24 protein-coding genes are annotated in these 23,001 nt (G+C 67.7%); 4 read left to right on the top strand and 20 right to left on the bottom strand.

All coding sequences use genetic code 11. From position 1 onward, the window contains the following. The first annotated feature begins 12 nt into the window (after window positions 1-12). Both VGN72_19825 and VGN72_19820 read left to right on the top strand, forming a co-directional pair. A complete protein-coding gene (locus VGN72_19825) occupies window positions 13-816 on the top strand; it encodes a hypothetical protein (GenBank protein ID HEV7301624.1) in 804 nt (267 codons plus the stop codon). Window positions 817-873: 57 nt separating this feature from the next. Then, a complete protein-coding gene (locus VGN72_19820) occupies window positions 874-1,092 on the top strand; it encodes a hypothetical protein (protein HEV7301623.1) in 219 nt (72 codons plus the stop codon). A gap of 44 nt (window positions 1,093-1,136) precedes the next feature. Here VGN72_19820 and VGN72_19815 read toward each other — a convergent pair whose 3' ends face one another. Genes VGN72_19815 through VGN72_19805 form a run of 3 tightly spaced genes read right to left on the bottom strand, consistent with a single transcriptional unit; the run spans window position 1,137 to window position 3,172 of the window. Further along, window positions 1,137-1,628 (bottom strand): hypothetical protein, encoded by a 492-nt coding sequence (locus VGN72_19815; protein HEV7301622.1) that lies wholly within the window; start codon window positions 1,626-1,628, stop codon window positions 1,137-1,139. 22 nt (window positions 1,629-1,650) lie between these two features. After that, window positions 1,651-2,052, bottom strand: coding sequence for a hypothetical protein (locus tag VGN72_19810; protein HEV7301621.1), 402 nt, complete (start codon window positions 2,050-2,052; stop codon window positions 1,651-1,653). 10 nt (window positions 2,053-2,062) lie between these two features. Then, window positions 2,063-3,172, bottom strand: coding sequence for a hypothetical protein (locus VGN72_19805; protein HEV7301620.1), 1,110 nt, complete (start codon window positions 3,170-3,172; stop codon window positions 2,063-2,065). A gap of 322 nt (window positions 3,173-3,494) precedes the next feature. On the opposite strand from VGN72_19805, the gene VGN72_19800 reads away from it, so the two are divergent. Both VGN72_19800 and VGN72_19795 read left to right on the top strand, forming a co-directional pair. Continuing rightward, window positions 3,495-3,758, top strand: coding sequence for a hypothetical protein (locus tag VGN72_19800; GenBank protein HEV7301619.1), 264 nt, complete (start codon window positions 3,495-3,497; stop codon window positions 3,756-3,758). Continuing rightward, entirely contained in the window at window positions 3,748-5,058 is a 1,311-nt protein-coding gene (locus VGN72_19795; protein ID HEV7301618.1) for a prepilin-type N-terminal cleavage/methylation domain-containing protein, read from the top strand. Before VGN72_19800 ends, VGN72_19795 begins: the two co-directional genes overlap by 11 nt. On the opposite strand, the gene VGN72_19790 is transcribed toward VGN72_19795, so the two are convergent. The 17 genes from VGN72_19790 to VGN72_19710 all read right to left on the bottom strand — a co-directional run bounded on the left by VGN72_19790 (window position 5,055) and on the right by VGN72_19710 (window position 22,888). Beyond that, window positions 5,055-7,265 (bottom strand): hypothetical protein, encoded by a 2,211-nt coding sequence (locus VGN72_19790; protein HEV7301617.1) that lies wholly within the window; start codon window positions 7,263-7,265, stop codon window positions 5,055-5,057. The genes VGN72_19795 and VGN72_19790 overlap by 4 nt on opposite strands. Before the next feature lie 6 nt (window positions 7,266-7,271). After that, window positions 7,272-7,478, bottom strand: coding sequence for a hypothetical protein (locus VGN72_19785; protein HEV7301616.1), 207 nt, complete (start codon window positions 7,476-7,478; stop codon window positions 7,272-7,274). Beyond that, entirely contained in the window at window positions 7,475-9,703 is a 2,229-nt protein-coding gene (locus VGN72_19780) for a hypothetical protein (GenBank protein ID HEV7301615.1), read from the bottom strand. The genes VGN72_19785 and VGN72_19780 overlap by 4 nt, the downstream gene beginning before the upstream one ends. 11 nt (window positions 9,704-9,714) lie before the next feature. After that, on the bottom strand, window positions 9,715-11,214 hold the full coding sequence (locus VGN72_19775; protein ID HEV7301614.1) for a hypothetical protein: 1,500 nt from the start codon (window positions 11,212-11,214) through the stop codon (window positions 9,715-9,717). A 29-nt stretch (window positions 11,215-11,243) separates the two neighbouring features. After that, the gene (locus tag VGN72_19770) at window positions 11,244-12,278 is read right to left on the bottom strand and encodes a hypothetical protein (GenBank protein HEV7301613.1); all 1,035 of its coding nucleotides are present in this window, start codon (window positions 12,276-12,278) and stop codon (window positions 11,244-11,246) included. A gap of 54 nt (window positions 12,279-12,332) precedes the next feature. Then, window positions 12,333-12,854: a hypothetical protein gene (locus VGN72_19765; GenBank protein ID HEV7301612.1), complete on the bottom strand. Its 522-nt coding sequence runs from the start codon at window positions 12,852-12,854 to the stop codon at window positions 12,333-12,335. Between the two features lie 3 nt (window positions 12,855-12,857). Continuing rightward, on the bottom strand, window positions 12,858-13,289 hold the full coding sequence (locus VGN72_19760; protein ID HEV7301611.1) for a hypothetical protein: 432 nt from the start codon (window positions 13,287-13,289) through the stop codon (window positions 12,858-12,860). Further along, complete coding sequence (locus VGN72_19755; protein ID HEV7301610.1) at window positions 13,289-15,430, bottom strand: hypothetical protein; 2,142 nt, start codon at window positions 15,428-15,430, stop codon at window positions 13,289-13,291. Before VGN72_19755 ends, VGN72_19760 begins: the two co-directional genes overlap by 1 nt. Before the next feature lie 84 nt (window positions 15,431-15,514). Next, the gene (locus tag VGN72_19750) at window positions 15,515-16,360 is read right to left on the bottom strand and encodes a hypothetical protein (protein HEV7301609.1); all 846 of its coding nucleotides are present in this window, start codon (window positions 16,358-16,360) and stop codon (window positions 15,515-15,517) included. Between the two features lie 92 nt (window positions 16,361-16,452). Next, window positions 16,453-17,007, bottom strand: coding sequence for a hypothetical protein (locus VGN72_19745; GenBank protein ID HEV7301608.1), 555 nt, complete (start codon window positions 17,005-17,007; stop codon window positions 16,453-16,455). A 94-nt stretch (window positions 17,008-17,101) separates the two neighbouring features. After that, window positions 17,102-18,019, bottom strand: a complete 918-nt coding sequence (locus tag VGN72_19740; GenBank protein ID HEV7301607.1) for a hypothetical protein — start codon at window positions 18,017-18,019, stop codon at window positions 17,102-17,104. Between the two features lie 34 nt (window positions 18,020-18,053). Continuing rightward, complete coding sequence (locus VGN72_19735; GenBank protein HEV7301606.1) at window positions 18,054-18,596, bottom strand: hypothetical protein; 543 nt, start codon at window positions 18,594-18,596, stop codon at window positions 18,054-18,056. Between the two features lie 14 nt (window positions 18,597-18,610). Next, entirely contained in the window at window positions 18,611-19,144 is a 534-nt protein-coding gene (locus tag VGN72_19730) for a hypothetical protein (protein ID HEV7301605.1), read from the bottom strand. A gap of 4 nt (window positions 19,145-19,148) precedes the next feature. After that, window positions 19,149-19,508: a hypothetical protein gene (locus VGN72_19725; GenBank protein HEV7301604.1), complete on the bottom strand. Its 360-nt coding sequence runs from the start codon at window positions 19,506-19,508 to the stop codon at window positions 19,149-19,151. 83 nt (window positions 19,509-19,591) lie between these two features. Next, window positions 19,592-20,560 (bottom strand): hypothetical protein, encoded by a 969-nt coding sequence (locus VGN72_19720; GenBank protein ID HEV7301603.1) that lies wholly within the window; start codon window positions 20,558-20,560, stop codon window positions 19,592-19,594. Window positions 20,561-20,721: 161 nt separating this feature from the next. Then, window positions 20,722-21,105, bottom strand: a complete 384-nt coding sequence (locus tag VGN72_19715) for a capsid cement protein (GenBank protein ID HEV7301602.1) — start codon at window positions 21,103-21,105, stop codon at window positions 20,722-20,724. Window positions 21,106-21,235: 130 nt separating this feature from the next. Next, on the bottom strand, window positions 21,236-22,888 hold the full coding sequence (locus VGN72_19710; GenBank protein ID HEV7301601.1) for a S49 family peptidase: 1,653 nt from the start codon (window positions 22,886-22,888) through the stop codon (window positions 21,236-21,238). Window positions 22,889-23,001 lie beyond the last annotated feature (113 nt).

The following is a 23,001-nucleotide window of genomic DNA, read 5'->3' as shown; positions in this document are numbered from 1 at the left end:
AGTGGGGTGAGCATGAAATACGAGATCATCGGCGCCGACCGGGACACGGCCGACGACGTTCGCATTGAGGTGGAAGCGGCCAGCGAGGCCGAGGCCGTGAAGATCGCGGGTAAGACAGTGCTGATTGAGCGGGTGAAGCCGAGGCCGTCACGCGCGGCAACGGGAGACGCGTTGCCGGTGGTCGTGAGCCGCGTGCCGCGCGATGCCTCGCAACTGGTCAAGAGCCAGCGTGAGGCATCGTTGTCGCCCGCCGCGTGGGCGGCGATCGTCGGGCTGCCGCTGTTGACCATCGTCATCGCGGCGTGGCTCATTTTCTCGGAGCCAGCCACGGTACAGGCCACCACGCCGTCGGCCGCCGCGGCCCCGCTGCCATACGTGCATCCCGCGGTGCCGCGCCAGCCCGGGACGGACGACGCGACGTATGCCCGCCTGATCGCGGCTCACGAGACCGCCGAAGCCAGGGCGCACGCCGAGCAGGAGGCGCGCGAACGGGCTCAACGAATGCGGCGGGCCGACGCGTATCGTGCCGCGTTGGCGGCGGCCGCCCAGCAGACGATTCGCCCGCGTTCGATGTCGATCGGCGACGTCGGGCGATTGCCATCGGAGACGCGCATCGTGCAGGTGATCGACCGCATGCGCACGCTTCTCAGCCTGGACGGGAAGATCGTCATGTTGGACGTCTACCCGACCACGGGGTTGACCGACGACAGCGACTTCGCGTCGGCAGACCCATTCCAAGTGACCGGGACAACGCAGTACGAGACGGTAATGGGGTCGACGCGGACCGTCTTCGTGTTGACGCCGTATATGCCGTGAATTGGCGAGAGTCAGCCTTGGCGGAGGCTGCTTCATAATGAACTGGAAGGACGCACTATGGCAGTTACATCGCAAGCGGACGTGCTGATCGTTGTTTTGGTTGAGATTGACGGGGGCGAGAAAGGAAACTGGACCTATACAATCAAGAACGGCAGCGGCGTTCAGCTGGCGACGAAACTAAAGCCGGAACGGTCCCCGACCAAAGATGAAACAGCTTCTCGAGGCATTGCTTATCTTGAGCACCGAGGGCCTTATCGGCTCTTAGACGTCTTTTGATGCGGGACTAGAGTGATGCGACCATTGGCCCGGGCCGCACATCATCAGAAGGCGGTCGCGTATGATCCGTAAGTGTCGGGCAAGAGCGGCAACCCGTACGCGGTCCGTCGCTTACCTGACGTCATCACCTGGTACGTAACCCACTTGCCCCGGTGCTCAACGCGGTCGACGACGAGCAGACGGCTGACCGGCTTGTAGCCGCGACGTCGCACTCGCACATCTGACAGCTTGGCAACGAAGTCACGATGACGCTCCATCACTTCCGCGAAGTCGCGGTGGAGCACCTGGCCGACGGCCGCGAACAACTTCACGTCGATTGGCCACGGGATCTCGTCGCCGCGCAGCGGCAGCTGCTCGGCAGTCACCTTCCGCTCGCGCAGCTTCTGCGCCGCGTCCCGCGGGTCGAAGAACCAGACCTCGGCGTGCTCGACGCCGGGCAACCGCAGCAGGTCCTGCAGCACGAGCATCACCCACTGCAGCTTGCGCGGGACGGACAACACCGCCGCGGCTCGGACCTCGAACGTTTGGTCTGACATCGTCCCACCCTCCTACTCCGCCTCATCGAACGTACGGGTTCGTCCGGTACTGTCGCGGGTCCCGCGCCGGCGGCGGCGGGAACGGGACCGACGGGAACTCGCGGGCAGTCGGCACGGCCAGGAACGGCTTGGACTCGACATCCGCGCGCCAAGCGACGACGGCGAACGGCGTGTAGCCGGACTCGACCCTCCACCGGCGGGTCACCCCGCACCACTGAACCACGCGTAGCCAGCGGTCGCCCGTGTGATCTTCCAGCACGCCGAGGACGATCGCCTCGTGACGAACGTACGCGTCCGGCGGGTTCCACTTTCCCGACCTCGCTGCGGCGTAGCCGGGGCTCTCGATCGTGATGAACTGCATCGGCAACCGCCGTCCCTCCGTGGACGGCCGGCTGACAAGTTCGAGCTCGCCGATGTTCGGCATGGTCGCCCCCTTACACTTCAGTCAGCGTCTTGGCGCCGTAAACCTGCGGCTTGTCCCTCAGCTCGCGCACGGCCTTCGCCCAGAACTCGCGCGGGCTGTTGGCAGTCAGCCGATCCTGCAGCTGCCGCGTGACGGCCTTGCGTTGAGCGGGCGTCGCGAAGCCCATCGAGATCAACACCGTCCGGAAGCCCTCCTCGCTCGCCGGCGCGTCCTCGTCGGCGTCGTAGTACGGTTCGGGGTCGGTCCAGTCGCGGCCTCCGACGGGGACCGTCGCGCGTTCAGCCTGGCCGCGCTTCGCCTCCGGCGCGGGGCGCGCAGACGCCCGCGCGTTGCGCTGTCGCACGCTTTCCATTTCGGCGCGCTCGTAGAGGTCCGACGCGCGTTCCGGCGCCGCGCGGCGGATCGCGTCGGCCTCGGCGATCTTCGACAGCCACTGCTCAGGCTTCTCGCGCCGGTACTGTTGCGTCGGCTCGCCCTCGGGGTTGTATTCGAGCCACTTGGCGCGTCCGACGAACGGGCAACGCTGACCGTGAACCATCATGTACAGGGTGAACACGCACTTGACCGGGTAGTACGGATCGTCGCCGTACGTGAACTGCGCCTCGTCGTTGCCGGCGGAGCGGCCGGTCTCGTCGAGGATCCGCCGGAAGCCGGCGATCCCGCAGTAGATGACCAGCTCCATGCGGCCGGTCACCTCGTTCGGCTTCAGCTCGGCGAAGATCTCCTTCGACCGCGGGTTGAGCTTCCGGCGGGCGCACTCGGACATGTAGTAATCCCACTCTGCGTCATAGCCGGCGAAGTGCGGGTAAAAGAGCGCGCGGAACAGGTCACCGCCGAGGCGGACCTTGGTCGGCGCCCGGCCGCCGTTCTTTTCTCGGGCATCCTTTTCGGACTCTTCGACCTGGGCCTCCGTGACCTCGTCGTCGAGCCACTTCGCGAACGCCAAACGAAACTGCTCGTTATGGGACGCCTCGCTTTCGCCTGAGAGTTGCGACGCCTGCGCAGCGGTCAGGCGGGCCTTCCCGTCGGGCTCGATCGGCTCGCCCGATCGTGGGTCAAGCGGCCAGAGCGGCATTACGCGACCGGTCTCGGTCACTTCGAAAAGCGGTTGGATCATCATCGGTCTCCAGATAGGGCCCCATCCTGCGGGCGTGGTGAAGTGCCTTCCCGTGGCAATGTTCGCACTTTGTTAGGATGTAACCCCCGAGTGCAGCGGGGGCAAGTCCTATCTGCGCCCGCGACAGGGTTAGTTCAACGTAAAACGCCCCGCCACCGTTACCGGGGCGGGGCGTGGCGGATTTGACGGTGGAATCGCCGTTGTCGGCGGTTGAGATGAGCTACTCTGAATTGACGGCAGCGAACCGTGACGTCACGATTCACTTGCCGGCATTTGGCCCTAGCGGCGAGACGTGGACATTGCGAAGAATGAAGGGCGGCCGAGAATGGAATGGGATGAAGAGATGACCCTGCACCGGGCGATCAACCTGGCACTGAGCCTCGTGGCGGCGGCATTCTCGCTCGTGATGACCTTCAAGTTCTTCTATTCCGGCGTGCCGGCCCAGCACGACACGTATTTCTGGTTGGCGGCCACCGGCATCGGTGTCGTCATCGGCGCTGCCGTCACCGAGTTCTACCTCAGCACCCGCATCGTCAGCGAAAAACGCCAACGCGGCTTTGAAGTCGTGGAGACCCCAAATGAAACGTAACGGCTTCACCCTGACCGAACTCCTGATCTCCATCGCCATTGCGCTCGTGCTCATCATCGGCATCGCGACCGTGTTCAGCTTGACCGGTCAGACGATCGGGGCCGGCATGGCGCTGTCCGCCACCACTCGCGACCAGCGCGCGGCACAGACCGTGTTCAGCAACGACTTTGCCGGCTTGGCGAGCACGAACCCCGGCCTCGTCATCTGGTCCGGCACCACGGCTGGGTACCTGGACCCGGCGACCCGCGATCAGGACCCGACGCGCGACGCAGGGATGACCGGCCGCACGCTGTACCGCACTGACCGGATCGGCATGTTCGTCACCGGTGAGTTCCGCCGGCAAAGCGGCAACGTGAACTTTCTCACGTCCGACATGTCTGGCGAGCAAGCGTACGTGTGGTACGGTCACCTGATGCTGCCGGACAATGGTGGCGCGTTCTTCTACAACGGAAACGCGAGCCAGCCGATCCTGCCGGGCTCCATGAATCCCAACGCCGGTTCTACCTTCTCGACGAACCCCAACAACTATTTCGCTCGGCAGTGGACGCTGGGTCGGGTGGCGCTCCTGATGAAGCAGAAGACGCCGACGAACGTCCCGGTTGGCAGCCGAGTCGTCCTGGACAATCAGAGGGTGGAGCAGGTCTTCATCGACGACGACGCCGCCGACATGAGCCCATTCGAGTACGCCTCGCCCGCGACCAACGACCCCGCAACTGGTCCGAAGCCGCGCGTCGAACAGTCGCGTTACGACCTGGTCGGCCTGAACTCGGATTCCGCAGATGTGTTCCCCTATCTCGTGGCGAAGCTGACCGCCAACGCTTCGTGGTGGGACTCGTTCAACTATCGCTACCAAGCCGACCCCTTCCCCATGCGTCCGCTCGATTCAGCAGGCGCAGCGAAGACCGCGCCCGTATTCCTGCCGGGATGCACGGACTTCCGCGTCGAGTTCGCAGGTGACTTTGACGGCGTGGCGGGAATCGACAAGGCGATGATCGACCCGGACGGACCCGGCGCAGGCACGATTCCCCCGATGGAGCACATCCGCTGGTACGGGCTGGCCCGCGACGTGAACGCCGACGGAGACCTGAACGATCCGGAGGACGTCACGTGGCCCTACGCCAGCGGCGGCACTAGCGCCGCGCAGAACGTCGTGTCCGGCACGCCGACCGTCTTTGCGTGGGGACCGGGCACCGATACCGCCTGGCCATCGCTGATCCGAATCACCTACACGCTGCAGGACGCGCAGGGGCGGCTAAACAACCCGCAGCCGGTCGAGATGATCTTCAGCGTCAAACCTTAGTCGACGATGTAACGGAACCCGCCGGGCACGTCCCACTTGACGATCGTCGTCAGCCGGAACGCGTAGCCGATCAGGTAGTCCGAGTGGCAATGGTAGCGGATCACCTCGGTGCCGACCGGTGAGATGTTCGTGCTGCCCGGTTTAGGCTCGGGCCAGAGGTTCGGCGTCGGCTCCAGCTGCCCGATGCGCCGCCCGCGGATATCGCGGTCCACCGTTAAGCCGATCGTCTGAACGCGGTGCAGGCCGTACTCCGGCGGCACCGCGTCCGGATCGCCAAATGAATCGTACTGGTCGCCGAGGATCTCCGCGCCGGTGGAGACGTAGAACTCGATCGTACGATTGACGACCGCCGGCTGGGGCAGGTCATCGATGTGCGGATAGGCGTACTGCCGCTGAACGACGGCGGCGTAGGCGTTAAAGCCGCTTTGGCCCATTTCCAGCAGGAACAGCCGACTCTGGCTGGACGTCCCGCTGTCCTTGAGCAGCTTCCACTCACCTGCCGACGCCATGGGGCTCGCGCGCAGGTCCGCCGCGAACTCGATGCTGATCTCGCGCGGGCTGAAGGCGCGGCGCACGTCGAGCCATGATCGGCCATCGGCAGTGTAGACCCGGCCGCTATCGCCCTCCTCCGGCAACTCGAGGGGCTGACCGTCGATCCCGATGCCTCCGAGGTAGAGCTTATCGCCGCCGACGGCCTGAAGGAGGAAGAAGCCGTCCCGCGCGAATCGGCCGCCCTCAACGTAAGCCCCGATCGGCGACTCCTCGTTGTTGTAGAGCGGGAAGCTGGTGAAGATCCGCCCGCTCGTGTTCGTCACGCTGCCGTTGACGACGGTGAACTGCAGCCCCCCCATCAGGCTCGGCTTCCGGTAGCTGATCCCGATCCGCTTCATCGGCTCACCGGCGCCGTGCAGGACCGTCACCCGATCTTCAGCGACGTGGACGGCCGGCCCGAACTCGGTCGCGCGGGGCGGGCGCCAACGAAAGAGGTTGCCCCCCAGGTGCTGCAGCTTGCCGACGCCGTGCAGGTTCTCCATCGACAGGGCGAGCGACTGATACTTTGGTCGCTGCCACGGAAGCGACTCACCCTGAATGAGGGTCAGGCCGGGAATCGTGCCCTGGACCCTCATGAACCCGAAGAAGTAGTCCGTGCCCACGGTCGCCGGCAGTTGAACGTACGGGTTGGGACCGGTCGGCCCCTCGAAGTTAAACCCGAGCTCTGAGTTGGTCGGCGCGGTGGATCCGGAGTAGATCGCGACGGCCTGCTGTCGGCGATTCTCGAACGCAGCGGCGGCCTCGCCGGCGGTCTCGAAGTGGACATTCGTGTAGTGATCGCCGGCCGACTCGTAGCGGAACCCGTACCGCCGCGCCGCCTCGCAGCGGTTGGACCAATACGACGCCGGGTTGGTCCAGCGCATCAGGTTGATCGCCCGGTAGATGTCGGCGGCGATCCAGACGCCGAAGATGTCGGCCGTCGCGTAGTGCGGGTCGGTCGGCTGGTTCGTGTCGGTCGTGACGTTGTAGATCCCCTGCGGCCGCAGCAGTCCGAACCCCTCGATCACGTCGGGGCCCTGCCAGTTCAGCGGGTCGAACTCGTCGACGACGATCCACTTGTCGCCGCCGTCGTGCCGCACGATCCGCCCCGACAGTCCGCGCTCGTCGACGGGCGTCAGCGGCCGGATGCCGAAGCCTTGCGGGAAGTCGGTGGCGATGAACCGCGCCACCTGCCCCGCCTCGCCCGGGTTGGCCAGCGCCCACACCTCGCGCGGCCAGCACCGGCGCATCAGCCACCGCCGGAAGCTGTGATCCTGCTCCGGGTCGTAGACCTCGCCCGAAAACTGGGGCTTGGGCCCGTAGAACTCCAGCGACGGACGCCCCTCGTAGTCGATCGGCGTCCCATTTGCCTCCGCGTAGCGCACGTAGGCCCGGCCCAGCTCGTTGACGGCGCTCTGCAGGTCCGCCCAGCCCCAGACCGTCGGTTGGCCGCCGGAGAACGAACGGTAGCCGGCCAGCGCGTTGTTCCCCTCGTCGGGGCGGGCGTAGTTTCCGGGGGTGACCGGGTTCGGGTTGAAGCCGCCCGTAACGGAGCTGTCCAGCGCGGCAACCTTCTCCTCGAACGCGTCGACGAACAGGTTGATGAGCTCCGGATCGAACAGCAGGTGCCCCGCGTCCATGTCGTCGAAGTCGAGCGTTTTCCAGTCGTAGGCCATGGCGGGTTACACCTTCTCCGGTTTCCGGAACCGCACGTCGTCGACGCCGATCGTGTTGTAGTCGTCGATGACCTGCACCACCTGGTACCGCTTGCCGGCCGGCGGACGCCAGCCGGTGTTCGTCGCGAACCGAGCGGGGACGCCCGCCTGCGCGCGGCGCAGCGCCGCCACGTCCTCTTCCACCATGCCCAATCGTGCCTCCGAACCAGTCATAACCGTCCTTTCCGCCGCCGCGGCCGCGATGCTGCAAGCGACAAGTCGAGTTCGCAGTAATCCGTGCGGTAGGTCGTCGTGCCCTGCACGAAGTCCCAAGTGCGGCTGCTGATCGCGCTGTTGACCGGCTCATCGTTCGCCCGGTCGACCATCGACCCGACGAACGTGCCGGCCGGGAACTCGTCGGCCACGTACTTCAGCGTGAACGACAGCGCCGCCCGCCTGCGGCCGTACCACGCCCGCCCCATCGCCGCCACCTGGCGGAGCTGGTCCGAGTCGTCGCGCACCACCTCGTCGGCCTCATGCCGCACGAGCTTGCCGCCGACGACGTCGGTCACCGTGCCCTTGAGCACGAACCAGAATTGCGCGTCGGCCACGTCGATCGTCAGGACGCGCTTCGGGTCGCCGCCGGGCACGTCGACCGCGACGCGCAGCCGCTGGTCGGTCTCGATGGCGGCCGTCACGAGCAGCGTGCGGTAATCGTACACCGGCTCGCGCTTGGACTTCGTGCCGCTGGCCGACGAGAACGTGCCGCGGGCGATCAGGTGGTTCGGCCGCAGGCGTAGCTCGACGCCGAACTCCGCGTCGAGCGGCTGCACGTTGCAGGACGGGTCGCCGTCGCCGCCGGGGTTGTCCAGGAACACGTGCCGCTTCGCCCGGTGGCCCGGCTGGCCGGGCGTGCCCGACTCGGGGCGCTCGACGAGCGCGAACATCTCGCGGTACCCCGGCTCGGCCGTGCCGTCGTCGGCCTGCTTTTGCGGCTTGGGCAGCGGCAGCGACTTGAGGAACACGTGCCCCCAGCTGCGCGCGTCGGCGGGCGCCCGCGGGGACTTCAGCTTGCCGTTGTCATCCAACGCCGGGGCGACCGGAAACGCCAACGCCGGCGTCGCCGGCTCGCCGTTCTTGCTCAGCCAGTCCCAGTCCCGCTTCACCAGGTAGTGCGCGTAGACGTGGCGGAACTTCTCGCTCGCACGCTCGTCGTCCGATGCGTTCGGATCGGCGGTCGCGCCGGGCGCTAGCGTGTCGGCGTACCCGGTCTGTTCGTCGTCGGTCCACCCCTTGACCAACGTCCCCTCGGCGACCGAGAACGTGCAGCAGGAGATCGTGCGGGGCCCGACGGCGACGATGCGGCCGTAGCGGACCGCCGAGCTGGTCTCGATCGAGGGCGTGTCGATCCAGTGGCCGAACGTGTCGGTGTCGAGCACGGTCGCCGCGACGGCCGTCGGGATCGTCACGTCGTCGATCACGACCGGCTCGCCGATCAGGCTCAGCACCTCGACCTCCGCCACCTCGGGCTTGGCGCCGCCCGCACCGCCACCCGCCGGCGCGGCCAGGCCGACGCGCACGCGCCACCCGAACCCGCGCCGCCGGTCGAACAGCCGGTCGAGCAGTTGCTTGAGGCTCTGGCCCTTGCCGGGGTCGAACCGCGGCGGCTTGATCGCCCGCAGGCAGTCGAGCACGTCCTGGGCGCCGGACAGCCGCCAGCCGATGTCCGGATCGGTGTAGTTGGCCAGCAGGTACTCCGCGATGTCGTAGGCGCTCCACGCCTGCGAGACGGCCGGCGCCCCTGCGTCGTCGCTGGCGCTCTCCTTCTGGTTGGCGAACTTGTCGAACGCGTACGACCCGCCCTCGGTGGGAGGGTCGGCCAGCGGGTCGGCGCCGATGCGGTTCAGGCTGCGGTTGCCGTGGTTGCTCAGGCCCCGGATCGTCCGGTCGTTGAAGATCAGCGCGTGTCCGATCTCGAACTGGCCGAAGCCCCCCTGCCCATCGTCTGCGACCCAGCTCGTCGCCACGTCGCGGCGGTCCAGCAGGTGCTCCAGCCCGTAGGCGTCGAGGCCCTGGTCGGCCGAGCCCGGCACGTCGGTGCCGTGCGGCTCGTAGAGGTCGTCGACGATCCGCCCGGTCCACAGCGGCCGGGGCGGCGCCGGCTTGCCCGACGACGCGTCGACCTGGCCGAGCTTCTCGATGCGCACGAACCAGTCGCGGAAGTCCAGCGGGACGAACGTCTCGTACTCGCGCGCGTCCTCCCGCTTGATGTAGCCGGCGTCGTACCGGAACCGCGCCTTGGCGATGCTCGGGGACAGCGGCTCGGTGGCCGAGATCGGCACGAGGTACGGCATCGCCGTCCACGGGTCGGCCCAGCTCCGCTTCAGCAGCACGCGCAGGCGGTCGGGCGGGCGCACGGCGGGCAGCGGTTCGAGGGGCGGGAGTTGTTCACTGGCCATATCGGTCGATCCTACGGGTGCGGCACGGGGTCGCGCGACAATTGCTGTTGCTTGGCGACGGTGCCGAGCAGCGCCGCCGGGTTGGGCACGCCGACCGGCGCGACGGGCAGCGTGGCGACCAGCAGCGGCGAGGCGGGGCCGGTCGGGCCGCCCTGCTCCCCCCGGCGCATGCGCACGATCGCCCGGACGGTCTGCCCCGGCGACAGGCTGCCCACGCGAAAGCTCAGCTTCCCGAGGCCATCGACGCGGGCGAACGGCACGACGTACGACGCGTCGCCGTCGGGATCCGGGTCGGACCCGTCGCGCGTCGCGTAGACGAGGAACCGGTCGGCCGATGCGGTCCCGTCGGCACCGTAGTCGTAGAGAGCGGTGATCCGCACCGCATCGCCGCCCTCGGGCGTCACCAGCGCGTCCGACGGGGCCGACGGTGGGGTCGGTTCGGGCTGCGCGTCTGCGGCGATCGCGATCACGGTCGCCTCGACGCCGCGGCTGACGAGGTTGTACGCGTTGCGGTAGTTGGTGACGAGGTGGTAGGTGCCGCCCGGCGCCAGCGGCACGCTGAACGGTCGGACAGGGCTCGTGAAGGTCGGGGGCAGCGACAGGTCCGGCGGGCCGCCCGCGCCGACGTGCAGTTCGTAGCGGGCCAGCGCGTCGTTGGCGATGCGGGCCAGGCCCGAGGCACCGCCAGCGAAGCCCAGCCGCACCACGTGCCGGCCGCGCGTCCCGGCGGCCATCCGTGTGACGCCGCGCATGTGCAGGCCGCCCCATGCACGGTCGTAGACCTGCAGGCGAGCGTGCCGGCCGATAGAGTCGAGCGAGTACGTGACGATGCCGGCCCGCGCGTGCGAGCCGCCCGTGCCGCCCGCGGCGAACGTCGCCATGTGCCGGAAGCTCCCGCCGAACCCGTGGGCGTAGCCGACGATCTGCTCGACCGCGTACCCGCCCCCGAAGCCCGAGACGATCGACTGGCCGATGCGGTGCCACCCGCTGGCGTCGAGCCCGAACGTGTCGACGGCCGCCACAAGGTAGGCGCCGCCGCCGCCGGCCGAGTAAGCCGTCAACGCCGCGAACGTCCCGCCCGCCCCCGAGAAGAACGACGTGGCCGGCAGGACCGCGAAGTTGCCACCGACCGCGACGGCGATCGGCTGGAGGTAGGCGTGGCCGCCCCGCGTCCCGGTCAGGTACGACGCCGGGCCGAGCCGGGCGTGTCCGCCGCCGGCGTCGAGCGCCAGCGGCACCAGGTACCGGTGCCGCCCGGCGGTGGCGGCAGTGAACCCCGCGACCGCCGCCGAGGCGTGCCGTCCGCCCGTGGCCTGCTCGAAGGCGGACCAATGGAGGAACGCGCCGGCGATCGCGATCGCGAAGGCCTCGACCGCCGCCACAGCGTGGGTGCCGCACGACTGAAGCTCGAACGGTTCCCAATGGCGGTACGCGCCGTCGGCGAGCGCCTCGTAGGACGCGACGGCGGCCACCGCGTGCGTGCCGGTGGCGCTGGACTCAAACTCGGCCATCGTGCTGCTCCGTGTTCAGGCGACCCCGATCAGGCGTCGAACGACGCGCGCAGGCGGTGCCGCACGGACGGCGCCGCGACGGCCGAGGGCGGGACCTGCCGGTGGATCCAGATGCCCTGGATGTTCTGCGACGCCAGCGTGCCGACGTCCAGCCCGTCGGCGGCGGTCGTGCCCAGGCTCCAGGTCACGACGCCGGCCGGCGCGGTGTTCTCGTTGGCGATCGTCGCGAAGTTCCCCGATGGCTGCGAGCTGGGCGCGACGCGGGCGATGCGGATGCCGGGCACCGCGTCGAGCGTGTCGGTCGCCGCGCCGGCCGCGGCGGTCGTGCCGAGCATCGCCCGGCCCGTCGCCGGGACGGTCAGGACGGTGCTGGTCCGCGCGCTGTAGTAGACGACCTCGCGCGTGTTGGCGCCGTTCTTGATGTGGCAGAATCCAGTGTCGGGCCAATCGTCGAACGTGCCGGCCGAGATCGTGACCGTGCCTGCGCCGGCCGCGCCCAGTTGGGTGCTGGCGCTGACCCGTTGCGTGCCGAGCGTGCCGATCCAGACCTTCACCGCGCCGATCGCCGTCGCGTTGAGGTTCTTGATGACGGTCAGCCGGTACTCGCTGTCGCCGGTGCTCGCCTCGGCCGACAGCACGTTGTCAAAGCCGATCACGTTGTTGAACACCTCCGCGAGCGTCACGGTCGCGTTCCCCGCCAGCGGCGTCGTGTTCGTACGCTGCACGCGGATGAACTTCGACGGGTCCAGGAACGATTCCAGCGTCTTCGTTTCGCCGGAGAGGATCGTCACCGCGACCCCGGCCGCCCCGCCGGGCGCGGTCCAGGTGAGCGTGTCGTCGCCGGTGACGGCGAGCGTGCCGGCCCCCGTGCCGTTGTTGTCGCTGGCCGACAGGATCGTGACGTTGCTGATCGGGTTCACGATCGTCCACGAGAGGCTCTGCACCTCCAGCGACGACCGGTAGTTGCCCAGTGACAGGTCCGCGTTGGCCTGCGTGTTGCCGTCGCTGTTGGCACCGGAGCCGTAGAAGCGGATGGAATCGGCGCGCGTGAATTGGTCGGGCATCGGGAGGATCTCCTTCTAAATGGTTAGTTTTGGCTTACCGCGCCGGTCGGCCCGTCACCGGACGGTCATCTGGCCGGTGGCGGGGTCATAGGCGTAGCGGCAGGTGGGCACGTCGGGGCGGCGGACCATCAGCAGGACGACCTCGCCGCCGATGCCCTCCGTGCCGCCGGCGGCGACGGGCACGACTCGGTAGCGATACGTCGTGCCGTCCGCCAGCGGGCGGCTGCGCCACTCGAAGTAGCCGCGGCCGTCGTCGTCGAGCGTCGCCAGCGTGGTCCACCGCGAGCCGTCCAGCCGCTGCACGCGGTACGAGGCTGCCCCGGGCGTCGCGTACCAGTTGACGGTCGCGAACGACGGGAACGCCTGGTCGGGTCGGTCGGCCGGGCCGTCGAATATCTCGATCAGCGGCGACTCGCCCGCCGTGACCGGGATCGTCGCCTCGGTCCGCGTCGTGGTCAGGACCGGCGCGCCGTCGCGGTAGACGTAGAACGTCACCGGCGCTGCCAGCGTCGAGGCCCACGTGAACCGCCACGTCAGGTGACCGGCGCGGACGGCCTTCATGTCGATGACGGCCATGGGCTACCCTCCCCCGTTCGGGGCCGGCGGCAGGATGGTCAATTGCAGCGTGAACCGCACCCATTGCCAGTAGCCGGGCGCGGCGTTGATGCGACGACCGCTGATGCCGATCATCCGGCTCATCGGCTCGCGCCGCATGTTGTGCACCATGACGCTGTCCGACCGGACGCCCATCTGATCGACGTACGTGACGAGCGAGCCCACCAGTTCGCGGTACCGGAGGAGAAAGTCCACCGCCTCCATGACCGACGTGTGATCGCGACCGACGATGATCTCGAACGGCTCCGACCGCTTTCCCTCCCAGCGGAAGGCATGCCCGTTCACGCCCGGGCGCGAGACCTCGCGCACCGACTGTTGCAACGGCTGGGGCGCGTCGCCCTTGGCGACCGTGAACGGGTAGATCGCACCGTCGGCGGAATAGATGTAGGTCAGCATCAGAAGTCTCCGCCGGACGACTCGCCGTGGTTGTTGGTGCCGTCCGTCCAGGCCGCGCGATCGCGGTCCTCGCCGTTCATTCGGTCCGCGACAGCGGAGAGCTTGTCGGCGGCGGCGGACAGGCTCTTGCCGACCTGTTCGAGGAACGCCTTGGCTTCGCCGCCGTTGCCGGCCGCCTGCATCTGCCTGTACTGGGTGTACTCGTTGGCCGAAAGATCGTCGTAGCCGCCCTTCGTGCGCATCTCGATCCAGTCGTCGGCGTCGCGCCTGCTCGTGTACTGTCGCTTTCCGTCCGACCTGGTGAAGTAGCTGCCCGTGTCCTCTCCCCCCATGAGCGTCAGGTAACCGGCCTTCAACTTGTCGCCGGAGTCGATCGCGCCGGCGATCATGTGCGTCAGGCCGCTGCGTCGGTCTCGCGTGTCGTCGTAGCCGAGGTGCCCATCCGTGGCCTCGTACAGGGAATTTGCAGCAGCGCCCATCCAGACGGCCGGCTTGTCGAGCCAACTGAATAGCGGGTTCGACGTGGCGGCGCGGCCAGCCTTGCGAATCTCAAACTCCGTGATCGCCTCGCTCATCCCTGGCAGTTCCGACTGGATCAGCGGCGCGTTTTCCTGCACTTGGCGTGCGCTCTTGATCGTCTCGGCCGTGTTGAAGGCACGGTCGGTCATCATCTGGCCGATCTTGGCGCCGAGCGTGTCCTGCTGTGCGGTGATCTGTTGTTGGGCGGCGATGTACGTCTTCAGCAGCGCCGTGTTGTCGGCGAACATCTTGGCGACGACGAACACGTCGCGCCCGACGAGGTCGAGCAGCTCGGGGCTCTCCATCTTTGCCAACTGGCCGACGTCGGCCGCGAAGTCGCCGGTCTGCTGAAAGCCCTTTTTCTTGCCCTCCATCATCAGCAGCGGCAGGTTGCGCACGCCGGTCGAGAAGGCCTCGGCCCGCATGCCGGTCTTCGACGCCAGCGCCGCCGACGCGAACATGTCGGTGTCCCTGTAGCCGGCCCCCTTGTACGCCTGTCCCATCATGGCCAGGTACGGAGTGACTTGGTCGGGATCGAACGCGCCGACGTCGGCCGAGTGCTGCAGGCGGTTGGCCAGCAGGCGCATCGCCCCACCGCCGCCGCCCAGATCGTCACCGTACGTCGAGTAAAGCGCGCCGAGCCCCAGCGCCGTGCTGGTGGAATCCCGCACGCCCAGCTTGCGGTACTTGATCGCCGCCGACTCCGCCTCGCGCTTGGCGGACGCCGGCATGCTCGCCTCATCGAATGCCGACTCCATACGACCGCGAAGGTCGGCGACGTCCTCCAAGGACATGCCCGCACCGATCGACGTGGCGATCGCGCCTCGCCGCAGCTGCCGGCGCGTGGCGGGGTTGTCGCCGACGCCGTACAGGCCGGCCATCTGATCTTCGGCCTGCACGATCTTGTCGGCGTAAGCGGTCAGCTTCTGGTCCGCCGCCTCAGCCATTCCCCCGACCGCGGCACCCACCGCCAGGGCCCCTGTGGCAACCGACTGGCGACGCTCGAGGAACTTCTGCTTTGCTACACGGTCGGCTTCCATGCGGGAACCGAACACGTCCAGATCGTTGGCCTTGCCTTGGGCAATTCGCGCTTTGCGCTTGCGGTCCAACTCGGCGTAGTGCTCGGCATCGGAGCCGATGTCGGCGACGAGGTTGCCCGTGTTGTAGCCGTTCCGCCCCCCGGCCCCGAGCACGGCAGTTCGATCGAGATCGACGGCAGACCAGCCGGCGTTCCGTTTGGTGATGAACTGTTGGAACGCCCGCTGGTCGCGCAGTTCGCGGGCCTGAAACTGTCGGGCGATCGCGACCGCCCGGTCGTTGCCGGTGTATCCCTGGCCGGTGCGCAGCGCCTGACGCTGCGCCTGGGTGAGGGCCATGCCCGCATCGCCACGCGTTCGGGCCTGGATCCCGCCGACGAGCCGTTGGGATGCAGACACTTGAGCGCGACCGGCTCGCGTGCCGGCTGCCGCCAGCTTTTCCATCTGCAATTCGGCCGCGCGTGCATCGCGCGTGAGCTTGGCGAACTCCAGCGCCGCCTTGCGCTCCTCGGCCGTCATCTTGGCGAATTCGCTGACGCCCTTGCTCGTATCCGCATCGACGATCAGTTTTACGGTCCCGGCCATAGGTAGTTACTCAGCGTCGGTGGGGATAATGGTGGACGACGTCGACGCGGCCGACGGGCGGGGTGCCGTCGATCTCGTACAGCTTCAGGTCGCAGTAGCTGGGGAGGTATTGGGGCAGGTGGCCTCCGATCCATCGCCGATAGACGAGGTCTCGGAGGCCAACTCGTTTCCCCGGCGGTCGATCATGACCCGCCGGAAGTTCGGCAGGTCCACGAGCGCCTGCAGGACGTCCCTGACCGTCGCCGTGCTGAACAGCCGCAGCATCGACGCCTCGATCCGCGACAGTCGGTAGTTGATCGCCATCGCGTCGACGGCCATGTCGGTCGCCTCCTGCCATGGCAGCTCCGGCGGTTCTTCGGTCGCCGTTGTAGACTCGCCCTCCCCATCCGCTTCGCCATCCGCACCATCGCCGCTCGCGGGCGCGACGAGCGGGATGCCATAGAACAGCGGGAAGAGCCTCGCCGCGTGGTTCGACAGCGCGAAGTACTCCGCCAGGTCCGCCTCGACCCAAGCGTGACCGTCGTCCGATAGGACCAGTTCCTTGGGCAACGTGCTTCCCCCCACCGCCGACCGGGCGATCGGCACCGTCCACGCCCGCCCGTCGCGCAGCTTCACGGGCTCGCCGCCTATAAGGTTGGCGCGGCATAGGTCGTCGGGACCGGGCCGCTCACCCTTGTTCAGCCCCACCCAGTAGCGAGCCTCCGGGCCGGGCTTCCAGACCTGCGCATCGGGCTTATAGAGGGTGGCGGACGCCTTGCCGCCCTTGCGTGGCAGCGACACGATCAGGCCGGACTGGTCGCCGGGACCACGGGGCGCGTCCTGGTTGCCGATCGACGTGTTCTCGTCGATCGCGTAGCCGAGCCCGAGCTCCGCCAGCTTGGCCTTGGTAAGTGACTTCTGGCGCGTGGGGACGAAGTAGAGGAAGTTCATGATACGTGGTGTTCCGGGAGCCGGCCCAGGCCCTCCCCCTCGGGGCCCGGGCCGGCGTGTGGTTACTGAATTCGCCAGGCGGCGGTCGCGCCTTAGACCTCGACGACGAGGACGACCGCCACCTTGCACGACGTCGACGTGTCGTCGCCGGCGCCGGTGAACAGCAGGATGTCGTCGGTCGTGGGCGTGATCGTCAGACCGTCTGGGAACGACATGACGAATACGCCGCCGTTCTTGCCGACCTTGACCTTGTCCGTCGTGTCACCGAAGAACTCCGAGAACGCCGCCGAGGCGTGGCCGCCGACGAGCACGTTGTTACCCGGCGAACGGTTCTCGATGATGATCGCCTTGAGCTTGATCGGTGTGACCGCCGAGCCCTGCGGGTCCGTCAGGGCCCCGACCAGGTCGAAGTTGTCGGTGCCGGCCGCGGCGAACTCCAGCACCCGGGCGACGGCATCCTCGGCGAGGAACTCGACCTTCAGCCCCGCGCCCAGCGTGGTCGGAACGGTCATCTTCGACACCTTCGCGTCGTCGAACGTGACGTTGTGCTTGTAGGAGATCTTGCCGGCGTTATCGACCAGGTCGTTGACCTCGACCGTGTCGGACGTGGCGAGCGCGATCGAGAGCGAACCTTTGAACTTCGTCATGGACAGTTCCTTTCGGGAAACGTGGTTGTGCGAGGCGTCGTGAGCCCCGCGGGGTTATCAATGAGAGAGGGACCGGGGGCTGCGCGATCGCGCGTTAGACGTCGATCGTCGCCTCGGTGCTGATCTCGACGGCGAGCGCATCGTCGTCGTTGATGGACGGGTACAGGCAATACTCGGCGTCGAACGGCTTCTTCTCGTTGGCCTTGGCGCTCTCGGGCTTGAGCATGCCGTCGCTACCGGAGAAGCGGATGTGCTCGGCGTCGCCGCTGGCAAAGCGGGTGCTGCCGCGGGCGAGGCGGCGAAGGTGGGCGCTCCAGCTCGTGACCGGCAGGCCTTCGATGCCGAAGGCGTCGCTGGCCATGATGGCCATCTCCTTACCGCTGAACGTGAACTTGGGCGTGCGGGTGCCGATGCCGGACGTCGTCGGGTACGGCAGCCCCTGGTCGCCCTCGATCATCGCGTCGATCGACGGGTCGAACTCCATGCCCTGCAGGCCGTCGAACACCCTGCCGTTGATCACGACGGGCCCCAACGTGAATACCTCGGTCGCCAGGCCGACGTTCGGCAGGTCGACGTCGCGGAAGATCTCCAGCGGGTTCGTCTCGCCGTCGACGCTGATCGCGTTAAAGTCGTAGCCGGCCGTGGCGACGCTGCCATGGTCGGCCTTGATCGTCTTGGGGATCAGCATGCCGGTCGTGCCGCGGATCATGATCGCGTTGCCGCCGTCGCGCGTGCTGCCGCGGGCGACGCGCTGGAAGTAGAAGTCGATCGGCTCGCCCTCGATCGGCAGGCCGCTGAGGCCCGCGACGGTCAGCGCCGAGGGGATCGCCTTCGTCTCGAACGACATCATCGGCTTGCCGCCCATGATCGCGATGAAGCTCGGGTCGACCGCCGCGCTGCCGCGCTCGATGACCTCCTCGAGGTTGAACGCGATGTTCTGGTCGGAGATTTGCCGGATCGTGCCGTTGGGCGTCACGACGCTGCTGAGCATCCAAAGGTTCTGGAGCGACATCGGGTAAGTCCTTTCAGTGGGTTGTGGGCGGGGGTCAGGTCCGGACCGTGCTGGAGGCGCCGGCGCTGTTGAGGACGGCGGTGGCGGCCGCCTCGGCGTACCGTGCCATGTCGTTGACCTCGTATTCGATGACGGTGATCAGCTCGGCGCCCTTGTCCGGCTGCCGAAGGTCCTTGCGGCGCTGGAAGAAGTACTTCGGGAGCGCGGTGAACGTGCCGACGCCGCGCCGCGCGGTGGCGGTGATGACCATCTGTTTCGCGGCGATCTCGGAGCGACCGCTGTAGACGAGCGGCTTGGTGTGGCCCTTCTCCCGCTGCTTGCGCCATAGGTACTTGGGGTTCGCCACCGTCACGTTGGCCAGCTTCCCCTTGCGACGCACGACGCGCGGCGGTTCGCCGGATCCGGATCGCTTCTGGTAGCCGTAGCGGCGCGTCGCCGACTCCTCGAAGTGCAACGGCTGGAACTCGTCGTGCCAGCGCTCGACCGCCGCCTCATTGCCCTCGCTGACCGCCCGATTCACCAGGTCGCGGTCGAGCTTGGGGTAACGGTCGTACCGGATGATGCCGCGGACGCTCATGATTCCTCAGATCCTTACCGGCCGGCTCGCACGCCGACCTCGCCAACGATGCGCAGGAACAGATAGTCGCCCTCGCTCGTGCGCACGTCGGGGTCGCAGCGGCAGATCGGGCCCGTGGTGTAGATGCGGTTGATGAACGGGCGGTTCTCGCTGCCGTCGAGCGACAGGTCGTACAGGTCCCGCATGATGCGCCCCATGCGGTTGTTGAACGCCCGGCTGACCTCGCGGTACGGCAGCTGCGGGCTGATGTTGGCCTGAATCTCGATTTCGACGCGCGTCGTCTCGGTGATCGTGTCGCTGGCGGCCATCCTCATTTCCACGCCGAGGCTCGGCAGGATGTTGACGATGCCGAACGGCCGCAGGGCCTCGATCTGCGCCCGCGTGTACGGCGCGTTGCTGAACGGCAGCGCCGCCGTCTCGTACAGGTGCGCGTCGGCGTCCTCGGGCGTGCCGCCGATCCACTGCCGCCACGCCGGCGACTCTGCCAGCATCGCGCGAAACTGCTCGATCGGTTCGCTGACCGGTCCGTCGGGTTCCTCAATTGCCATGGGGTTACCTTCCGCCGCGCGCGTAACGGCTCATCTCGTGCGTCAGCAGGCGCTGGAGCGTGACGTAGATGAAGCCGTTCTTCGGCTGGCTCGACTCGATCACGTCGTACAGGAACGCGTCGACCTCGATTACGTCCTGCATGCCGATCGACAGGCCGTCCGTCGCGACAACCTCGATCGAGCCCTGCTCGACCATACGAACGCCCGCATCGTCGGTGATCTGCGTCGAGCGGAACGCGCCGACGATCGCCATCGTGGCGACCGAGCCGGTACCGCCCGGCTTCAGCACGACCGGCCGCTGGTGGTACTGCGCCAGCACGGGCGTCGCGTGCGATCGCATGAGGGTCTCGTGAAGGCTGGGCATCGTGTGAGCTCGGAAAGGGGCCGCGGCGGGTGTTCGCCGCCGTGGCCCGCGGGATTGTGTTGTCGTATGGCTGCCCGCCAACGTTACAGGACGTCGGTGATCAGGTAACCGCACTCCTCTACGACTTGGTTCACGTCCACCTGGTTGCGGACGCGGACCACGTCGCCGCGCACGCGCTCGTCACGGTACGTCTCGACGAGGCCACCGATCTGGCTGCCGTCGGCCGTCCAGTGGAACGTGCGCCCGTACGTCGGCAACTGCAGGCGGTTGCGCTTGTCGACGTGACCGACCCAGATCTTGGTCTTATCCCAGAGCGGCCGCAGGTCCAGCTTCGCTTTGGTCGCATCCTGGCTGCGGATCGCGGCGTTGCGCTGGGCATTAGCCACGACGATCTCATCGATCTTCAGGATGCGGGCGATCACCTCCAGCGTCGCGATCTTGGCGTCCTTGCTGTTAGCCGCGCCCAGCTTGTCGATGATCTGGGGCGTCTCGGAGAGGAACATCAGCGCCTCCCACTCCAGGACGGCCATGTTCGGCATGTAGCCCTTGTTGCGCACGGCAATCATCGCCTCGCGGAACTCGCCGACCGGGTCAGCGTTGGTCTGGTCGAGCTTCACCGCCATCGCGTGTGTGCCGCCGTTGTTGGCCGCGTTCAGAGCGTAGGCCACGGCCTTCTGCTCGTTGCCACGTAGCACGACGTCGCGGGCAATCTCGGTGCCGGCCACCTCAGCTTCGAAGTACTCCCGGTACTGTTCGCGGAGGTTGTCGTCGATCGGCACCTCAAAGCCGCGCTCCTTGGTGGTGTATGACTTCTCGCCGCTCGAGAACCCGGCTCGGTTGTACGACCCGTCCGGGGCCCGCTCGGTCGGGTGATCCTGCAGCATCTCGTCGGCGCCGAGCACGCGCCAGGTGCCGGCGACCTTGGCCGCGTCGAACACGGGGAACAGCTTGTGGCCGACGAAGCCCTGGCGACTGGCTTCGAGGTCATACTCCTCGAGCGTCACGGCCAGGTCGGCACGGGGCGTCGCGGTGGAAGAGGAAGGTGAGGACATTGTGGTGCTTTCTCGCCCGCGTCGCGCGCGGGCGTCCAGGCGTACGACGCTCGGTCGACGCGGGTTTCCGTTCGTTTGTCTGAGTTACGTGTGAGGCGGCCGGGAGCCGGCCAGTGCCGACGACGCGTCGGCGGTCGATGCGGGAGGCGTGGGCGAGCTGATTATGCCGGCTTGGGATTGTCGCCGGGCTCGGTGAGCACAGTGATGATGTCGAGGTCGGCCGCGGCTGCGCTCATCGCCGTGCCTTCCTCGTATGCGCCGGTGGCCTGCGTGGCGCTGACCTTGCCGTCGGCGGCGCTGTAGACCTTGGCGCCGACGGCGACGACGCCGGCGGCGACCATCTCTCGCTTGCCGGGCAGGCCGCGGAGGTTGACGGCGACCATCTCGCCGGCGGCGAAGGTCTGATGCTCGGTGGTGCCGATCGCCTTATCGGTGGCGCCGGCCACGACGGCATTCATCGAGCCGTCGAACTTCACGCGGCGGAAGGCCATGATCGCCGCGGCGACCGCGACGGTGAGGGGCCCGAGGGGGTTCTTGTGAGCCATGATACGTGTACCTCGAAAAGTGCCGACGGGCATCGCCCGTGCGGTCGGTTGGATTGGTCAATGACGCGGTGGACGAATGGTGGATGGAGGGTGGAGAAACTGTCGCGGCCGGAACGTGTGCCGTCGACGGCTACCGGAGTGCCTTGATCGCCTCGTGGAGCGCGGGATCCGCTGCGAACACCTTGCCCACCGCCTGAGCACGTCCCATGCGGCCGTTCTCGGTGAGCTTGGCGACGCGGGTGTCGAGCTCGGCCTTCGGGTCGCCGCTGTACGCGCCGGCGCCGGTCTGTTCGGCCGGGGCACTAGCCAGCGCCGCCACCCCAGGCTTTTTCGCCGCGGGCGTGGTCACCGTCGCCGCCGGTGCGGTGGTAGTCGTAGCCGTCGTCTCGGTGGTCGTAGCGGCGGCGGCGGCCTTCTCGCCCCTGAGCGTCGCCAGTTCCTCGTCGCGAGAGCGAATCTGCGCGCCCTGCCAGCCGATGAACGCGACTTGCGCCTGAGCGGCGGTCGCGCCCTTCTCGGACTGCTCAACCAGGAAGTCGCTGGCGGCGCCCGGGCAGGCGGCCTTCAGTTCAGCCATGTTCGCGGCCTTCGGCTGCTCGACGGTGCCGGTTGCGGCCGCCGCTGCGGTGGTGGCGGCGGCGATCACCGCCGCGGCGCTGGTGTTGGGGGACGTGGCCCCCTGCTGCTGCTGACTCATGAGAGTCTCCTCATCTGGGGACACGGCCTCGGCGACGGCGGGCGACTGCGTGCCCGCCTCCTCGGCCCTCGGTTGGCCGGCGGACGTTCCGCTGGCCTGTAGTTCGTTGTTCTGTTGATCGGCGGCGATCTGCAGGCCGCCATCGTCAGCTCGCCGAGCCTGTGACTGGGCTGCCCGCACCGGCATCGCCCGGAGGCGCTGCATCGCGGCGTCGAGCGTCTCGACGTGGTCGACGAGCTTGTGTGCCTTCGCCTCCTCGGCGATCCACACTTGTCCGGTCGCCAGTTCGCGGACCTTCGCGAGCGGGAGCTTGCGCCCCGCCGCGACGCCAGCGAAGAACTCGTCGGCCAGACTGTTGAGGATGTGCCGCCATTCGGCGATCTGCGCGTCGGTCACCTTCGAGCCGGGCGTGCCCGCGCCCTTGTAGGTCTCGGCGCCGTCGCTCGTGAGCACGTGCACCTTGATGCCCTGCTTCATCGCCCACTTCGAGTAATCGACGACGGCGCTCATCGCGCCGATCGACCCGACGATCGACGTCTTGCTGGCGCTGATCACGCTCGCCTGGGAGCCGACCCAAAGGGCGGCCGAGCACATGAGGCCATCGACGAAGACCGCGGTGGGTTTGACCGCGGCGAGCGCCGCGATGTCGTCGGCCAGTTCCTGCGTGCCCGCCACCGTGCCGCCGCCCGACTCGATGATGATAATCGCGCGGACGACGTTGGGGTCAGCCTTGGCACGCCGCACCTGCTGGCGCACGCGGACGGTACTGACGCCACTGCTCATGCTCGACACGAACTTCATCATCGTGCCGCTGATCTCGATGACCGCGATGCCATCGCCGGTCAACATCCCGTTGAAGCCGCCCGCCGGCTGCCCCTCGCCCTCGGCGAGGGGTTGGGCCGCCTGCTGCGCTACGGCTTGTTCCTGCTGTTTGACGTGCAGGCGGACGTTCATGCGCCGGGCCTGCTGGATCATCGCCTCCCCGTAGGGACGGTAGATCGCCCACGCGCCCTGATACTCGTTCAGGTGCATGCCGCCGACGCCGAGCCACGAGGTACGGCGCTCTAATAGTTGGGAATCGCTCATCGTTCTCGGCTCCATCCGGCGAAACTCACGCCAAACCAGCACTTAGGCGAATTCACCGATTTTCGGCCAAATTTCGCTCATTTCGGCTTGACGTAGTAGCCTTACGAGGTATA

This window comes from Tepidisphaeraceae bacterium, from assembly GCA_035998445.1.
GTDB lineage: Bacteria > Planctomycetota > Phycisphaerae > Tepidisphaerales > Tepidisphaeraceae > DASYHQ01.
The sequence above is the reverse complement of the archived record's forward strand: the minus strand, read 5'-3'. Positions and strand labels throughout refer to the sequence as shown.